At 74.1% G+C, this 14471-nt stretch carries 13 protein-coding genes; 5 read left to right on the forward strand and 8 right to left on the reverse strand.

The genetic code is table 11. The features are described from left to right. Window positions 1-5: 5 nt before the first annotated feature. From IRY44_RS18280 to IRY44_RS18295, 4 genes are read right to left on the reverse strand one after another with little or no spacing between them, the layout of a single operon-like run. Window positions 6-1586: a uroporphyrinogen-III synthase gene (locus IRY44_RS18280; protein WP_194801510.1), complete on the reverse strand. Its 1581-nt coding sequence runs from the start codon at window positions 1584-1586 to the stop codon at window positions 6-8. Next, window positions 1583-2569, reverse strand: a complete 987-nt coding sequence (gene hemC, locus IRY44_RS18285) for a hydroxymethylbilane synthase (RefSeq protein WP_194801511.1) — start codon at window positions 2567-2569, stop codon at window positions 1583-1585. The genes IRY44_RS18280 and hemC overlap by 4 nt, the downstream gene beginning before the upstream one ends. Beyond that, a complete protein-coding gene (locus tag IRY44_RS18290; protein ID WP_194801512.1) occupies window positions 2566-3939 on the reverse strand; it encodes a glutamyl-tRNA reductase in 1374 nt (457 codons plus the stop codon). Before IRY44_RS18290 ends, hemC begins: the two co-directional genes overlap by 4 nt. After that, window positions 3936-4706, reverse strand: coding sequence for a redox-sensing transcriptional repressor Rex (locus IRY44_RS18295; RefSeq protein WP_194801513.1), 771 nt, complete (start codon window positions 4704-4706; stop codon window positions 3936-3938). The genes IRY44_RS18290 and IRY44_RS18295 overlap by 4 nt, the downstream gene beginning before the upstream one ends. Before the next feature lie 389 nt (window positions 4707-5095). On the opposite strand from IRY44_RS18295, the gene IRY44_RS18300 reads away from it, so the two are divergent. Continuing rightward, the gene (locus tag IRY44_RS18300; protein WP_194801514.1) at window positions 5096-6400 is read left to right on the forward strand and encodes a sensor histidine kinase; all 1305 of its coding nucleotides are present in this window, start codon (window positions 5096-5098) and stop codon (window positions 6398-6400) included. Window positions 6401-6466: 66 nt separating this feature from the next. Further along, window positions 6467-7123 carry a response regulator transcription factor gene (locus IRY44_RS18305; protein ID WP_194801515.1) on the forward strand — a complete coding sequence of 219 codons (657 nt, stop codon included), beginning with the start codon at window positions 6467-6469 and terminating at the stop codon, window positions 7121-7123. A 10-nt stretch (window positions 7124-7133) separates the two neighbouring features. On the opposite strand, the gene IRY44_RS18310 is transcribed toward IRY44_RS18305, so the two are convergent. The 3 genes from IRY44_RS18310 to IRY44_RS18320 are packed head-to-tail and all read right to left on the reverse strand — an operon-like array spanning window position 7134 to window position 9720. Beyond that, window positions 7134-7775: an HAD family hydrolase gene (locus tag IRY44_RS18310; protein ID WP_194801516.1), complete on the reverse strand. Its 642-nt coding sequence runs from the start codon at window positions 7773-7775 to the stop codon at window positions 7134-7136. Between the two features lie 24 nt (window positions 7776-7799). Then, window positions 7800-8054: a glutaredoxin family protein gene (locus IRY44_RS18315; protein ID WP_013288752.1), complete on the reverse strand. Its 255-nt coding sequence runs from the start codon at window positions 8052-8054 to the stop codon at window positions 7800-7802. Then, the gene (locus tag IRY44_RS18320) at window positions 8044-9720 is read right to left on the reverse strand and encodes an AMP-binding protein (RefSeq protein ID WP_194801517.1); all 1677 of its coding nucleotides are present in this window, start codon (window positions 9718-9720) and stop codon (window positions 8044-8046) included. The genes IRY44_RS18315 and IRY44_RS18320 overlap by 11 nt, the downstream gene beginning before the upstream one ends. Window positions 9721-10215: 495 nt before the next feature. On the opposite strand from IRY44_RS18320, the gene IRY44_RS18325 reads away from it, so the two are divergent. From IRY44_RS18325 to IRY44_RS18335, 3 genes are all read left to right on the forward strand, one after another. Further along, window positions 10216-11184 carry an ECF subfamily RNA polymerase sigma factor, BldN family gene (locus tag IRY44_RS18325; protein WP_194801518.1) on the forward strand — a complete coding sequence of 323 codons (969 nt, stop codon included), beginning with the start codon at window positions 10216-10218 and terminating at the stop codon, window positions 11182-11184. A 283-nt stretch (window positions 11185-11467) separates the two neighbouring features. Further along, complete coding sequence (locus tag IRY44_RS18330) at window positions 11468-12325, forward strand: DUF5667 domain-containing protein (RefSeq protein WP_194801519.1); 858 nt, start codon at window positions 11468-11470, stop codon at window positions 12323-12325. 111 nt (window positions 12326-12436) lie between these two features. After that, a complete protein-coding gene (locus tag IRY44_RS18335) occupies window positions 12437-13315 on the forward strand; it encodes an HAD family phosphatase (protein WP_194801520.1) in 879 nt (292 codons plus the stop codon). 6 nt (window positions 13316-13321) lie between these two features. Here the strand turns inward: IRY44_RS18335 and IRY44_RS18340 are convergent, their stop codons facing one another. After that, window positions 13322-14179 (reverse strand): lysophospholipid acyltransferase family protein, encoded by an 858-nt coding sequence (locus IRY44_RS18340; protein ID WP_030269196.1) that lies wholly within the window; start codon window positions 14177-14179, stop codon window positions 13322-13324. Window positions 14180-14471: the final 292 nt, after the last annotated feature.

Below are 14471 nucleotides of genomic sequence, written 5' to 3' on the forward strand. Positions count from 1 at the left end.
TCCTGTCAGCGGAACCGCAGGGCGGTCGGGCCCTGCACCTTGGAGCCCCGGCGCTGCTTCGCCGGCATGGCGGCGAGCTTCTCCCGCAGCTCGACGGCGTAGGCGGCGAGCGCCTCCACCAGGTCGGGTACCGAGGCGTGCGGCGGCTGCACGTCGACGCGCAGGCCGAACTCGGTGGCGGTCTCCGCCGTCTTGGGCCCGATCACTGCAACAACGGTCCGGGCGTGCGGCTTCCCGGCGATACCGACGAGGTTCCGCACCGTGGACGACGAGGTGAACAGCACCGCGTCGAACCCGCCCGACTTGATCGCGTCGCGGATCTCGGCGGGCGGCGGCGCCGCCCGCACGGTCCGGTACGCGGTCACGTCGTCGACCTCCCAGCCGCGCTCGGTGAGCCCGGCGGCAAGCGTCTCGGTGGCGATGTCGGCGCGCGGCAGCAGCACCCGGCCCACCGGGTCGAGGATCTCGTCGTGCGGCGAGAACTCGGCCAGCAGGCCCTCGGAGGACTGCTCCCCGGAGGGGATCAGCTCGGGCTGGATGCCGAAGGCGCGGACGGCTTCGGCGGTGGCGTCACCGATGCAGGCGATCTTCACGCCGCCGAAGTGGCGGGCGTCCAGACCGTGCTCGGCGAACTTCTCCCACACCGCCCGGACCGCGTTCACCGAGGTGAAGATGACCCAGGCGTACCGGCCGTCGACCAGGCCCTTCACGGCCCGCTCCATCTGCGCCGGGGTACGCGGCGGTTCGACCGCGATGGTCGGCACCTCGCACGGGATCGCCCCGTACGCGCGCAGCCGTGCGCTCATCACGCCGGCCTGCTCCTTGGTGCGGGGCACCAGCACCTTCCAGCCGTACAGCGGGCGGTTCTCCCACCAGCTCAGCTTGTCGCGGTCGGTGACTGCGGCGCCGACGGTGAGCACCACCCGGCCGGTGAAGCCGAGCGCCGCCGCGACGAAGGAGTCCACGCTCGACGTGGTGGTGTACTGCGTCTCGCCGGTGCCGTCGCCGGTCACCCCGACCGCTGTGGTGCCGTCGACCCCGGCGGCCAGCAGGCCGTCCCGGACGGCGGCCAGGTCACCGGCGTCCACGGCGAGCGCCAGCGAACCCCGCCCGACGGCGGTGGCGAGCGCCTCGAAGTCCAGCGCGGTGACGTCCTCGACGTCGGCGGCGGTGCGTACGCCCGGCAGCGGGACACCCGCGTAGGTGGCCACGCCCTCGGCCTGGCCGACGCCCGGCACCACCTCGAAGTGCGCGGCGGTACGCGCGACCGCCTGCACCTCCTTGACCACCGAGTCGTGGCCGAACGGGTCACCGGAGACGAGGTGCACGGCGTTCTGCCCGGCCCGGGCCGCGGAGATCAGCACCTTCGCCACGTCCCCCGGTACGCCCTCGGCGGGGCTGAACTCGGCGTCCGGCCGGGCCTGGGCGCGGACGTGCGCCAGGAGCGACTCGGGTACGCCCCGGTCGTAGACCACCTGGTCGGCGTCGACCAGGGCGTCCAGCGCCCGGCGGGTCAGCAGGCCCGGGTCGCCGGGTCCGGCCCCGACGAAGGCGATCTGGCCTACGGGCTTACGGGTGCGGGTCATTCTGTGCTCCCAAGTTGCTGGGTCCCCGGGCCGGCCTGTGCGTCCTGGCCGAGGATCGAGTCGGCGCCGAGTTCGAGGAGTTCGGCGGCGAGTGCCTTGCCGATCTCCGCCGCGTCGGCGGGCGTTCCGGTGCGGGACAGCCGGAGGTCACGCGAACCGTCCGGGCTGATCACCGCACCGCGCAGGTAGATCTCCTGATTGACGTCGCCCTCGTCGGTGGGCTCGCCTTCGGCGAGGACGGCGTACGCGGCCACGGGTGCGCTGCACCCTGCCTCCAGGGTGGCCAGCAGCGCCCGTTCCGCGGTGATCGCGGCACGGGACGGCGCGTGGTCGAGCAGCGCGAGCAGCTCGATCACGTCCTGGTCGTCGGCCCGGCACTCGACGGCCAGCGCACCCTGGGCGGGCGCGGGCAGCATGAGCATCGGGTCGAGCGTCTCGGTGATGACGTCGGCGCGGCCGATCCGGTTGAGCCCGGCGCGGGCGAGCACGACGGCGTCGAGGTCGGCGTCCGGGCCGAGCACCCGGCCGAGCCGGGTGTCGATGTTGCCTCGGATCGGGGTGACCTCCAACTGCATACCCAGCGCGTGCAGCTGGGCGATCCGGCGCAGCGCGCCGGTGCCGACGATGGCGCCGGGCGGCAGCTCGGCGAGCGTACGGCCGTTCGTCGCCACCAGCGCGTCACGCGGGTCCTGCCGGGGCGGTACGGCCGCGACGTGCAGGCCGGGCGCCGCCGCGGTGGGCAGGTCCTTGTACGAGTGGACGGCGAAGTCGATCTCGCGGGCGGTCAGCGCGTCGCGCAGCGCGGACACGAACACGCCGACGCCGAGCCGCTGCACCGGGGCGGTGGACCGGTCGCCGGCGGTCACCACCTCGACCAGCTCGACCGGCCGGCCGGTGGCCGCGGTGAGGGCCTCGGCGACGTGGCCGGACTGGGCCATCGCCAGGGCGCTGCCCCGGGTACCGAGGCGAAGGGGGGCGGTCATCGCGCACCTCCGGTGGGCGGGACGTCGGCGGCGTCGAACGACGGCCGGCCGTCGAGGTCGGTGGCGACCACATCGGGGACGGTGTCGACCGGGGACGTCTGCGGGACGTCCAGGTCGAACAGTTCGCGCAGCAGCGCCGCGTACTGGTCACCGCCGGGCTCGGCGGCGAGCTGGCGGACCCGTACGGTCGGCTGGTGCAGCAGGCGCTGCACGACCCGGTGCACGGTGCGGGCGACCTCGGCGCGCTGGTCGTCGCTTAGGTCGGGGCGGCGCTGGCCGAGCCGGCGCAGCTCGGCGCTGACGACGTCCTCGGCCCGGCCGCGCAGGGCGGCCACCGTCGGCGCGACGTCGGCGCCGCGCAGCCAGCTCAGGAACGCCTCGACCTCACCGGTGACGATCCGGGCCACCTCGGCGGCGTCGGCGGCGGCCGGTCCGTCGGCGAGGACGGCGGCCATCCGGTCGATGTCGATCACCTCGACGCCGGGCAGCTCGTCGACGCCGGGCTCGACGTCGCGCGGGACGGCCAGGTCCAGCAGGACCAGCGGGCCGCGGCCGGCGTCCCGGCGGGCCAGCGCCCGGGTCACCACGTCGCGGGTGAGCACCGGCTCGGTGGCGGCGGTGGCGGCGACCACGACGTCGACGGCGGCGAGCGCGGTGATCAGCTCGGCCATCGGTACGGCGGACGCGCCGTACGACTCGGCGAGCCGGACGGCACGGGCGGCGCCCCGGTTGGTCACGGTGAGCGGGCCGGCGCCCAGCCGGGACAGCGTGGCTACGCCCAGCGACCCCATCGCGCCGGCGCCGACCACCATGGCGGGCCGGCCGGCCAGGTCGCCGTCGAGCAGCTCGGCGGCGAGGTCGAGGGCGGCGGTGACGACGCTCTGCCCGGCCCGGTCGATGTCGGTCTCGGCGTGTGCGCGCTTGCCGACCCGCAGCGCCTGCTGCATCAGCTCGTGCAGCAGGCGACCGGCCGAGTCGGCGCCACCGGCGGAGTGGTACGCGTCGCGGAGCTGGCCGAGGATCTGCGCCTCGCCCACCACCATCGAGTCGAGACCGGCGGCCACCCGGAAGACGTGGTCCACGGCGGCGGCGTCGTAGTGCACGTAGAGGTGCGGTGCGAGCGCCGCGGGCTGGCAGCCGGCCTGGTCGGCGAGGACCGCGCAGATGTCGCCGAGTCCGCCGTGGAACCCGGAGACGGCGGCGTAGACCTCCACCCGGTTGCAGGTGGAGACCAGGACGGCCTCGGCGACGTACGGCTGGGCGATCAGGCGATCCAGCGTGCGGGTGAGGTCGGCGGGCGGGACGGCCAGCTGTTCCAGGGTGGCGACCGGGGCGGTGCGGTAGGACGCGCCGACGACGAGCAGTTTCACGTGCCGATCGCCTCCTGGGTGTCGGTTGCCGCGAGTCCGCCGGGCAGGGCGGTGAGGGCGGACCCGCCGGTGGCGGGGAGCGCGGTCAGCGATGCCTTGCGGTGCTCGTGGAAGGACAGGATCTGCAGCTCGATGGCGAGGTCGACCTTGCGCACGTCGACCCCGTCCGGAACCGAGAGTACGCACGGCGCGAAGTTGAGGATGCTCGTCACGCCGACGGCGACCAACTGGTCGGCGACCGCCTGGGCGGCCGGGGCGGGCGTGGCGATGACGCCGATCGAGATCGACTCCTCGGCGACGATCCGGGGCAGCTCGTCGACGTGCCGTACGACCAGGCCGTTGATCACTTCGCCGACGCGGGACCGGTCGGCGTCGACGAGCGCGGCGATGCGGAATCCGCGGTTGGCGAAACCGTCGTAGCCGGCCAGGGCGTGACCGAGATTACCCACGCCGACGAGCGCGACGGCGCGGCACTGGGTGAGCCCGAGCACCGAGGAGATCTGGTCGACGAGCAGCGCGACGTCGTAGCCGACGCCGCGGGTGCCGTACGAGCCGAGGTGGGACAGGTCCTTGCGGAGCTTCGCGGAGTTGACGCCCGCGGCGTTCGCCAGGCCCTCGCTGGACACCGTCTCATGCCCGGCGTCGGCGAGTGCGTGCAGCGCACGCAGGTATTCCGGGAGCCGGGACACGGTCGCCTCGGGCAGCTCCGGAAGTGCCGGTACGGCACCGGTGCGACCGGGCGCGCCTGGTTGACGGTGCTGGCTCATGAGACTCCGTGCGGTGCGATCCTCGACCAGCGACGGGGGCCGGTCGTTTCGGGACTCCCGCTGGCGACCGAGATTGCCGGCTGTGCTAGCAGGGCGCGTCGGAACTACAGAGTAGGTGTTTGTGAAGGGGTGCACAAATCGCGATCTTGAAAGCTCGCGACGCGCCTTCACCTGCCCCTCCATTCCCGCAAGATCGATCAACCGCGTCTCTCGGCGGCGCGTGGCGATTATTGCTCAATCCAGACTTCCCTGACCAATCGCGCGGGGCCCGTAGCGCTCCGTGACCGGCGTGGCGAGGCGAGTCTCACGTTTTCAGTAGGGAGAACCCCACCCCGAAGAGGCCAGCGTGCGGGATGGGTGGGCGGGGCACGCGCCCATAGCCTCGACTCATGACCGCAGCACCACCGGCCACCGCGCCCACTCCGCTGTCCCCCGTCCACGGGCTCCTGCGCCGCCTCGCCCGCGACACCACCTACGTGCTCGTGGGCCTCCCGCTGGCGATCGTCAGCTTCGTGCTCGCCGTGGTGGGGATCGCACTCAGCGCCGGGCTGCTGGTGACCACGCTCGGCCTGCCGATCCTCGCCGGCTTCCTCTACGCGGCCCGCGGGCTGGCCGACATCGAGCGGCTGCGGCTCGCCGGGGTGCTGGACCGGCCCCGGGTACGCCCGGTCTACCGGACCCCCGAGCCGGGCGCCGGGTTCTGGCGCCGCGTGTTCACCCCGATCCGGGACGCGCAGTCGTGGCTGGACCTGCTGCACGCGTTCGTCCGGCTGCTCGTCGCGCTACCCACGTTCGTGCTGCTCGTGGTCTGGTGGGTGCTGGCGCTGGGCGGCACGCTCTACGTCGTCTACGACTGGGCCATCCCGCGCGGCGTCGACGACCAGGACCTGAGCCAGCTCCTCGGGATGGGTGACGGCGCGGGCGCGCGGATCGCCCTGAACACCGCTATCGGGGTGTTCGCCCTGTTCACCCTCCCGCTGGTGGCGCGCGGCTGCGCCCGGCTCCAGGCCGGGCTGGCGTACTCGCTGCTCACCGGCGTGGCCGAGATGCGGCAGCGGATCATCACGCTGGAGGAGCAGAAGCGGGCCGCCGCCTCGGCCGAGGCGGTCGCGCTGCGCCGGCTGGAGCGCGACATCCACGACGGCCCGCAGCAGCGGCTGGTCCGGCTCGCAATGGACCTCGGCCGGGCCCGCCACCAGCTCGCCGCCGACCCGGAGGCGGCCCGGCAGACGCTCGACGAGGCGGTCGCGCAGACCCGGGAGACGCTGGACGAGCTGCGCGCCCTGTCCCGGGGCATCGCGCCGCCGATCCTGGTCGACAGGGGCCTGCCCAGCGCGCTCGCCGCGCTCGCCGCCCGCGCGCTCGTACCTACCGAGCTGGCCGTGGACGACGACCTGGGCACCGCCGCCGGACGGCTCGACCCGGGGCTGGAGAGCACCGCGTACTTCGTGGTGGCCGAGGCCCTGACGAACGTCTCGAAGCACAGCCGGGCGAACACCTGCCGGGTGGAGGTCACCCGGAAGGTGGGCCGGCTGGAGATCACCGTCATCGACGACGGCGCCGGCGGCGCGCACCTGGCCAAGGGCCACGGGCTCAGCGGCATCGCCGACCGGGTCCGGGCGGCCGGCGGCACGCTCGAGGTGGACAGCCCGGCCGGCGGCCCGACCCGGGTCCACGCCGAACTGCCGAGGTGACGCGCCGCGCCCGGCATCCGGACCGCCGGCCCGGCGCCGGGTCCGGGCGTGATAGACACCGGACCCATGCGGGTGGTGATCGCGGACGACGCCGTACTGCTCCGGGAGGGGCTGGTCCGGCTGCTGACCGAGTACGGGCACGAGGTGGTGGCGGCCGTCGGTGACGGTGACGCGCTGGTCGCGGCGGTCGTGGCGCACCGGCCCGACGTCTCGGTGGTGGACGTGCGGATGCCGCCGTCACACACCGACGAGGGACTGCGAGCCGCGGTGGAGGCCCGCCGCCGGGTGCCTGGTACGCCGATCCTGGTGCTGTCCCAGTACGTCGAGGTGTCGTACGCCGACGACCTGCTGGACACCGCGGGCGGGGGCGGCGGCGGGATCGGCTACCTGCTCAAGGACCGGGTCGCCGCGATCGACGAGTTCCTCGACGGCCTGGCCCGGGTGGCCGCCGGCGGCACCGTGCTCGACCCGGAGGTGATCAGCCAGTTGCTGGTCCGGCGGCGGCGCGACGACCCGCTGGCGTCGCTGACCCCGCGCGAGCGCGAGGTCCTGGCGCTGATGGCCGAGGGCCGCTCGAACACCGCCATCGCCCGGACGCTCGTGGTCAGCGACGGCGCGGTGGAGAAGCATGTCCGCAACATCTTCACCAAGCTGGACCTGCCCCCTGATGCGACCACCCATCACCGCCGCGTCCTGGCCGTGCTGGCCCACCTGCGCGCCTGACCCGGACCGGTCAGGGCAGCGTGCGGGCCAGCGTCACCGCCTCGGTGAGCGTGTCGGCGGCCGGGTGGCCGCTGCCGCGCAGCCGGTCCGGGTCGGACAGGCCCCCGGTGTAGAGGACGCAGCGGGCGCCGACCGAGGCGGCCGCGTCGGCGTCGTCCAGCGAGTCGCCGATCAGCACCACCTCGTGCCCGCCCAGCCCCAGCTCGGCCAGGTGCTTCTCCAGCCACTCGGCCTTGTGCCCGCCGCCGATCGTGGCACGCAGCCCGTCCACCCGGCGGAAGTGCGGGGTCAGCCCGTACGTGTGCACTGTCGGCACCAGCTCGTCGTGGAACCACATGGACAGCAGCGACTGACTGCCCTCCCACGACTCGATCGCCGTGGTGGCGTCGGCGGCCAGGGCGCAGGTGGTCAGCCCGGCCCGGTACGCGTCGTGGAAGACCCGGTCGAGCGCACCGAACGCCTCGGCGTCCACGGCTCGGCCGAGCATCTCGGCGTAGTAGTCGGCGATCGGCCGCCGGAACCGCACCCGGTGCTCGGCGGCGGTGACCGCCGGTCCGCCGGCGCTGGCAAAGGCGACGTTCGTGGCCTGGACCACCAGGTCGAGGTCGTCGAGGAGCGTTCCGTTCCAGTCCCACACGAGGTGGCGTCGCATACCCGTCACCCGAGCACCATAGTGCTAGAGCTGCGGCGTAGTCAGGTCGCGCAGCAGCCGGTCCTCCTCGACCCGCCAGTAGCCGTGCTCCTTGCCGTCGAGCAGCACCACCGGCAGCCGGTCGCCGTAGTCGCGCTCCATCTCCAGGTCGCCGGTGACGTCCCGCTCGACCCACCGGTCGCCGGTGACCGCCACCACCCGGTCGAGCGCGGCCTTGGCGTCGTCGCACAGGTGGCAGCCGGGGCGGGTGATCAGGATGAGCCTCGGGTCACTGGACATCGGATACCTCCGTGCGGATCTCGGTCGGCGTCGCCGGCGACGGCACCGCGGGCGCCGGGCGCAGCTCGGTCTTGCGTACCTTGCCGATCGCCGAGTACGGCAGGCTGTCGACGAACTCGACGGCGGTCGGGCACTTGAACCGGGCCAGGTTACGCGCGCAGTGTGCGAGCAGGTCCTCCGCCGTCACCGGCGGGCCGGCCGCCCGGACCACGTACGCCCGCACAGTCTCGCCGGTCCGCGGGTGCGGCACACCGAGGACTGCCGACTCGGCCACGCCGGGGTGGGCCCGGAGCACCAGCTCCACCTCGTGCGGGTAGACGTTGAAGCCGTTTACCAGGATCAGCTCGCCGAGCCGGTCGACCAGGAACAGGTCTCCGTCGCCGTCGGCGTACGCCACGTCGCCTGTCGCCCACGAGCCGTCCGGGTCCGGCCCGCCCCGCCCGTCCGGCCAGTAACCGGCGAACAGGTTCTCCCCGCGTACCACGATCTGCCCGGGGTCGGTGCCAGTCGCCTCGTCGGAGAGGTCCATCTCGTCCTCGTCGGGGGCCTCGGCGGGCACCCCGTCGCGCCACAGCTCGGTGCCGTCGGACCCGACCAGGCGCAGCCCGACACCGGGCAGCGGGCGGCCGATCGACCCCGGTTTCGGCTCGCCGCCGACGAGCGTCGAGGTGAGCACCGGCGCGGTCTCGGTGAGCCCGTATCCGACGTGCACCGGATGCCCGGTCAGCTCGGTGAAACGCGCCCCGGCCGCGAGCGGCAGCGGCGCCGCGCCGCACACCGCGACGCGCACGGAGGCGAGCGCCGCGGCCGGGTCGCGCGCCGCCTCGGCCCAGGTCAGGAACATCGACGGTACGCCGACGAGCACCGTGACCCGGTGCCGCGCGATGTCGTCCAGCGCTCCGGCCGGGCCGGGCTCGTCGACGAGCACCCCGGTCGCGCCGTGCCGCACGACGGCGCCGAGCGCGGAGTTCAGCCCGTACGCGTGGAACAGCGGTAGGGCGAGCAGCACGACGTCGTCGGGGCCGACCACCGGTGGTTCGATGCGGTCGACCTGGTCGTGGTTGGCGGCGAGGGCCCGGTGCGACAGCATCGCGCCCTTGGGCCGCCCCTCGGTGCCGGAGGTGTAGAGCAGGACGGCGAGGTCGTCGCCGGAGCGGGCCGGGAACCCGGCCGGGGTGTCGTCGCCGGCCACCGGCGGCGTGGTGTGCACGGTACGCAGCGCGGGCAGTTCGGAGGCGTCCACGCGGCCGGTCACCTCGGGCGCACCGACCAGCACGGCCGCGCCGGAGTCGGCGAGGACGTGCCGCAGTTCGCGGGCGGTCAGCGCGGGGTTGACAGGTACGGCCACCAGACCGGCCCGGAGCGCGGCGAGGTAGGTGACCACGAAGTCCGGCGTGTTGCCGAACGCGATCGCCACCCGGTGCGGGTGGCCGGTTCCGTCGGCCGGTGGCGCGTCGGCGAGCAGCGCGCGGGCGGTGGTGGTGACCGCGTCGTCCAGCTCGGACCAGGTCAGCGTCCGGTCGCGCCAGTGCAGCGCGGCCCGGTCGCCCCGCTGTTCGGCGGCGTGGCGGAGCCGGTCGGCGAGGTTCGGCGCGGAGCTTTCGGCGGCGTCCTGCACGGTGGCTGAGTCTGGCACAGCGGTGTCCGACAGGCCATGCCCGGACACGGCGCCGGGTCCGCCGCACGGGACTGCAATTGCCGTACGGTGGGATTCCTAGCCACGGGATGAGGATCTCCAACGGCGCCCGGGCGGACAGCCGGAAGTGACCCGGCCGCACCGCTGCCGCGACACGCCGAGCGAAAAGAAAATCGGCTCCGACCAGGACTTTCCACTGCGGACCAGGTTCCGGCGCGAAAGTCAACCACACGCGACGGACAACCGGTCCGCCATGTGTGCGACCTGGCGGGAAATACTTCCGCTCTGTGTAACGGACTTGCCACGCGTGGGTGACGTTGGCCCTATCATCACTCGGGTCGGCTCACCCCATTTGCCGTGAGTCGACACCCCTCAGCCCGAGGAGGCCCCCGTGCCCGTGAGCGCATTGGACCAGCACCTCAAGGGGATCTGCCGCCCGTCGGCACGTCCCGACCCGGCCGTGCCCGACCGGGTGTTACCCGGTCCTCCGGCGCGGTCACTGTCCGCCAAGCCTGGGGAGGCGCGGTGACCACCTTCGGTTACGCCGAACGACCGGCCGGCGTCACCGGCCCGGCCCAGCGCAACCCGCTCAACGAGCGCGCGGACCCCGGCCCGCGGAGCGCCGACGGCCAGCTCGCGGTACGCGGCGACGGGCGGCGTGTCCGCAGCCGCGCGCACCACACGAACGAGGCACCACCCCGCCCCGCGACCCCGGGCGGCAACGCGAAGCCCACGACCGGCCGCCTGGGCAGCCCGGCCCGCCCCACGATGCCGGCCCAGGCGCGACGCGGCGACGCGGCGACCGGGACCGAGCCGTCCGCCGCCGAGACCGCGATCCTGCCGGCGGTGACCGCGGGTGACACCGCCGTCCTGCCCGCCGTACCGGCCGCGCCCGCCACCGGCTTCCCCAGCCGCCCCGACCCGTCCGACCCGGCCACCGAGGTGTGGACGCTGGTCGAACGCGCGCAGGCGGGCGAGTCCGAGGCGTTCGGGCTGATCTACGACAGGTACGTCGACACCGTCTTCCGGTTTGTCTACTTCCGGGTCGGCAACCGCCAGCTCGCCGAGGACCTCACCTCCGACACGTTCCTGCGGGCGCTCAAGCGGATCGGCAGCTTCACCTGGCAGGGACGCGACCTCGGTGCCTGGCTGGTCACCATCGCCCGCAACCTGGTCGCCGACCACTTCAAGTCCGGGCGCTACCGGCTGGAGGTCACCACCGGTGACGTCCTGGACGCCGACCGGGAGGACCGCGGGCCCGAGGGCAGCCCCGAGGCCGCGGTGGTGGAGCACATCACGAATGTCGCCCTGCTCACCGCCGTCAAGCAGCTCAATCCGGAGCAGCAGGAGTGCATCGTGCTGCGGTTCCTCCAGGGCTTCTCGGTGGCCGAGACGGCCCGCGCCATGGGCAAGAACGAGGGTGCCATCAAGGCTCTGCAATACCGGGCGGTCCGGGCGCTGGCCCGGCTGCTGCCCGACGGGTTCCACTCCTGATCGGTCCGACCCGGCCGGCGCACGCTCGCCGGGCGGTGTCGCATGCCCGACGTACCCCACCCCGCCCCTCACTCCCGGTGATTTCGCCGCCGCCCCAGCCGTAACCGGCGACCGGCGCGGTCCGTTTCTCCGGGTGCGACCAGTGGTTGTCCCGGCGTCCCCCGGGCCACCCGGTCCGGCGGGTCAGGTCGGCCGTTCCGGTCGGCTTCGGGCCACACGCTGCCACCGGTCGCTGGTGACGACGACGGCCGCCCGGCCGTGACCAGCGAGAGGGGGTGCCGCGGTGGACAGCGACCTCTTCTCCCGTCGGCGAGCCGAGCGCTTCGCGCAACTCCTCGACGAGGCCAACGGCGGACGCCGGCACCACGTCCGGTCCAAGGCGGACGGTGAACTCACCGCGCTCGTCGAGGTGAGCCGCCGGATCACCGCCGAGCGGCCCGACGTCGAGGTGGACGCCGAGTTCCGTACCGGCCTGCGGGCGATGCTCGTGGCCACCGTCGAACGCGAGGGCGTCGGCGCGCCGGACAAGACCGGCACCTCCGGCGTACGCGGCGCGCTGCTGCCCGCCATCACCGGCCGCCGGGCGCGGGCCCGGGGCGCGATCCTGGTCGGCGTGGCCGCCGGGGCGATCGCCCTCTCCGGCATCTCCGCCGCCAGCGAGAACGCGCTGCCCGGTGACGCCCTGTACGGCATGAAGCGCTCCACCGAGCGCGCCCAGCTCGCGCTCGCCAGCTCGGACATCAGCCGCGGTCAACTCTTCCTCGACTTCGCCCGTACCCGGCTCGACGAGGCCGCCTCGGTCCGCGACGACCGGCTCGGCTTCAGCGCCGTCCTGGACGACATGGACGCGGACACCCGCCAGGGCGTACGCCTGCTGACCACCGTCGCCGCGCAGCGCTCCGACCCGGCGGCGCTGGACGCGGTGGACACCTTCCTCGCCGGCCAGCGCCGGGTGGTCAGCGGCCTGCTCGACCGGCCCGACTACGCCGACCGGGAGCGCACCCGGCGCTCGCTGTCCCTGCTCGACGCGGCCGGCAAGCGCGCCGACGCGCTCCGCGAGGCGATCGCCTGCGGGCTGCCCGCGCCGCAGGCCAGCGACATGCTCGGACCCGCGCCGTCGACCTGTCCGGCCGACCGCTGAGCGATCGACGCCTACCGCGCCACACTTCTCCCGGCGGACACCCGGCCGTCACACCGTGCCGGATACGCTCGACTCGGAGCACGTACGCGTCGTCGAGGCAGGGAGGTCGCCGTGGCCGAGAGCCGGAAGGTGACCGTCAGCACCGACGCGCACGGGCACACCGCGGGCTGGTCGGAGACCCCCTCGGCGCCGGCGACCACTGTCACGCCCGACCCCACCGCCGCCGCGTTCTTCGACGTGGACAACACGATGATGCAGGGCGCGTCGATCTACTGGTTCGCCCGCGGGCTGGCTGCCCGGAAGTACTTCACCACCGGCGACCTGGCCCGGTTCGCCTGGCAGCAGGCACGGTTCCGACTGCTCGCCACCGAGCACGCGGGCGACATGTCGCAGGCCAAGGAGGCCGCGCTCGCCTTCGTTCAGGGCTGGCGGGTCGACGACATGGAACGCCTCGCCGACGAGATCTTCGACGAGCTGATGGCGCCGCGCATCTGGGCCGGCACCCGTCGCCTGGCCCAGCGCCACCTCGACGCGGGCGAGCGGGTCTGGCTGGTCAGCGCCGCCCCGGTGGAGATCGGCCGGGTGATCGCGACCCGGCTCGGCCTGACCGGCGCGATCGGCACGGTGGCCGAGGTGGTCGACGGCGCGTACACCGGACGGCTGGTCGGTGACCTGATGCACGGGCCGGCGAAGGCCGAGGCGGTCACCCAGCTCGCCGCCGTGGAAGGGCTGGACCTGGCCCGGTGCGCCGCCTACAGCGACTCGGCGAACGACCTGCCGATGCTCTGCGCGGTCGGCCGGGCGGTGGCCGTCAACCCCGATCCGGCGCTGCTGCGGCAGGCCCGCGAGCGGGGCTGGGACGTGCGCGACTTCCGCACCGGGCGGCGGGCCGTACGCATCGCCGTGCCATCCACCGCGGCGGCCGGGCTGCTCGCCGGCGCGGTCACGGCCGGCCTGGCGCTGCACCGGCGCCGCCACCGCGACGCCTGAACCGGCTCAGGGGCCGAACGGGTCCGGCCGGCGTTCGAGCAGCTTGTGCAGCGTCTGCTGGATCGTCTCCCGCACCTGGTCGGCGAGGTTGAACACCACGAGCGGGTCGTCCGCCGCGTCGCGCAGGTGCGCGGTCGGGATCGGCGGGCAGAACTCGATCAGCCACTTGCTCGGCAGCGGCACCATGCCCAGCGGACCCAGCCAGGGGAACGTCGGCGTGACCGGGAAGTACGGCAGCTTGAGCAGCCGGGCCAGCGGCTTGATGTCGGCGAGCATCGGATAGATCTCCTCGCCGCCGACTATCGCGACCGGCACGATCGGCGTCCCGGTGCGCAGCGCGGCCGAGACGAACCCGCCCCGCCCGAAGCGCTGGAGCTTGTAGCGGTCGGCGTAGAGCTTGCCGACGCCCTTGAAGCCCTCCGGGAACACGCCCACCAGTTCGCCGTTGCCGAGCAGCCGCTCCGCGTCCGGATTGCAGGCGACGGTGCCGCCGGTCTTGCGGGCGATCTCGGAGACGACGGGCATCCGGAAGACCAGGTCGGCGCCGAGCAGCCGCAGGTAGCGATGCGCCGGGTGCCGGTCGTGCAGCGCGGTGGAGAGGATCAGCGCGTCGAGCGCCACGGTGCCGGAGTGGTTGCCCACGACGAGGCCGGCGCCCTCGTCCGGTACGTGCTCGATGCCGCTGACCTCGGTGCGGAACCAGTCCCGGTAGAGCAGCCGGACCAGCGGGTGGACCACCGCGTCGGTCAGGTCGGGGTCGAAGCCGAACTCGTCGACCTCGTAGTCACCGGCGAGCCGCCGCCGCAGGAACGCCAGCCCCTGGGCCACCTTGCGGTCCCAGTGGTCCCCCGGCCGGTCGGCCACCGCCGGCCCGGCGGGGTTCTGCGTCTCACCGCCCGGCGTGCTCCCGGCGGGCGGCTCAGCCACCGCCTTCTTCGCCACCGCCTTCTTGGCGACGGTCTTCTTGGCGACCGTCTTCTTCGCCGGCTGGTGGGGCGTGGCCGGGTCCGCAACGCCCGCGCCCGGCTCGTCGGCGGAGGTGTCCGGCTCGTCCGGCGGCACCGCCGGGCGGGCGGACGGCGCGGTCACCCGGCGGTGCCCGTTGCGCCGCGCCGGCTCCGCGCCCGGATCCGGCACACCCAGCGGTACGTCGAAG

Source organism: Micromonospora sp. ANENR4 (assembly GCF_015354395.1).
Taxonomy (GTDB): Bacteria; Actinomycetota; Actinomycetes; order Mycobacteriales; family Micromonosporaceae; genus Micromonospora; species Micromonospora aurantiaca.

Excerpts from the sequence above, each read along its gene's own strand:
- IRY44_RS18305 (WP_194801515.1), top strand. The coding sequence starts at position 6,467 with ATGCGGGTGGTGATCGCGGACGACGCCGTACTGCTCCGGGAGGGGCTG.
- IRY44_RS18315 (WP_013288752.1), bottom strand. The coding sequence starts at position 8,054 with ATGTCCAGTGACCCGAGGCTCATCCTGATCACCCGCCCCGGCTGCCAC.
- IRY44_RS18280 (WP_194801510.1), bottom strand. The coding sequence starts at position 1,586 with ATGACCCGCACCCGTAAGCCCGTAGGCCAGATCGCCTTCGTCGGGGCC.
- hemC (WP_194801511.1), bottom strand. The coding sequence starts at position 2,569 with ATGACCGCCCCCCTTCGCCTCGGTACCCGGGGCAGCGCCCTGGCGATG.
- IRY44_RS18300 (WP_194801514.1), top strand. The coding sequence starts at position 5,096 with ATGACCGCAGCACCACCGGCCACCGCGCCCACTCCGCTGTCCCCCGTC.
- IRY44_RS18310 (WP_194801516.1), bottom strand. The coding sequence starts at position 7,775 with ATGCGACGCCACCTCGTGTGGGACTGGAACGGAACGCTCCTCGACGAC.
- IRY44_RS18295 (WP_194801513.1), bottom strand. The coding sequence starts at position 4,706 with ATGAGCCAGCACCGTCAACCAGGCGCGCCCGGTCGCACCGGTGCCGTA.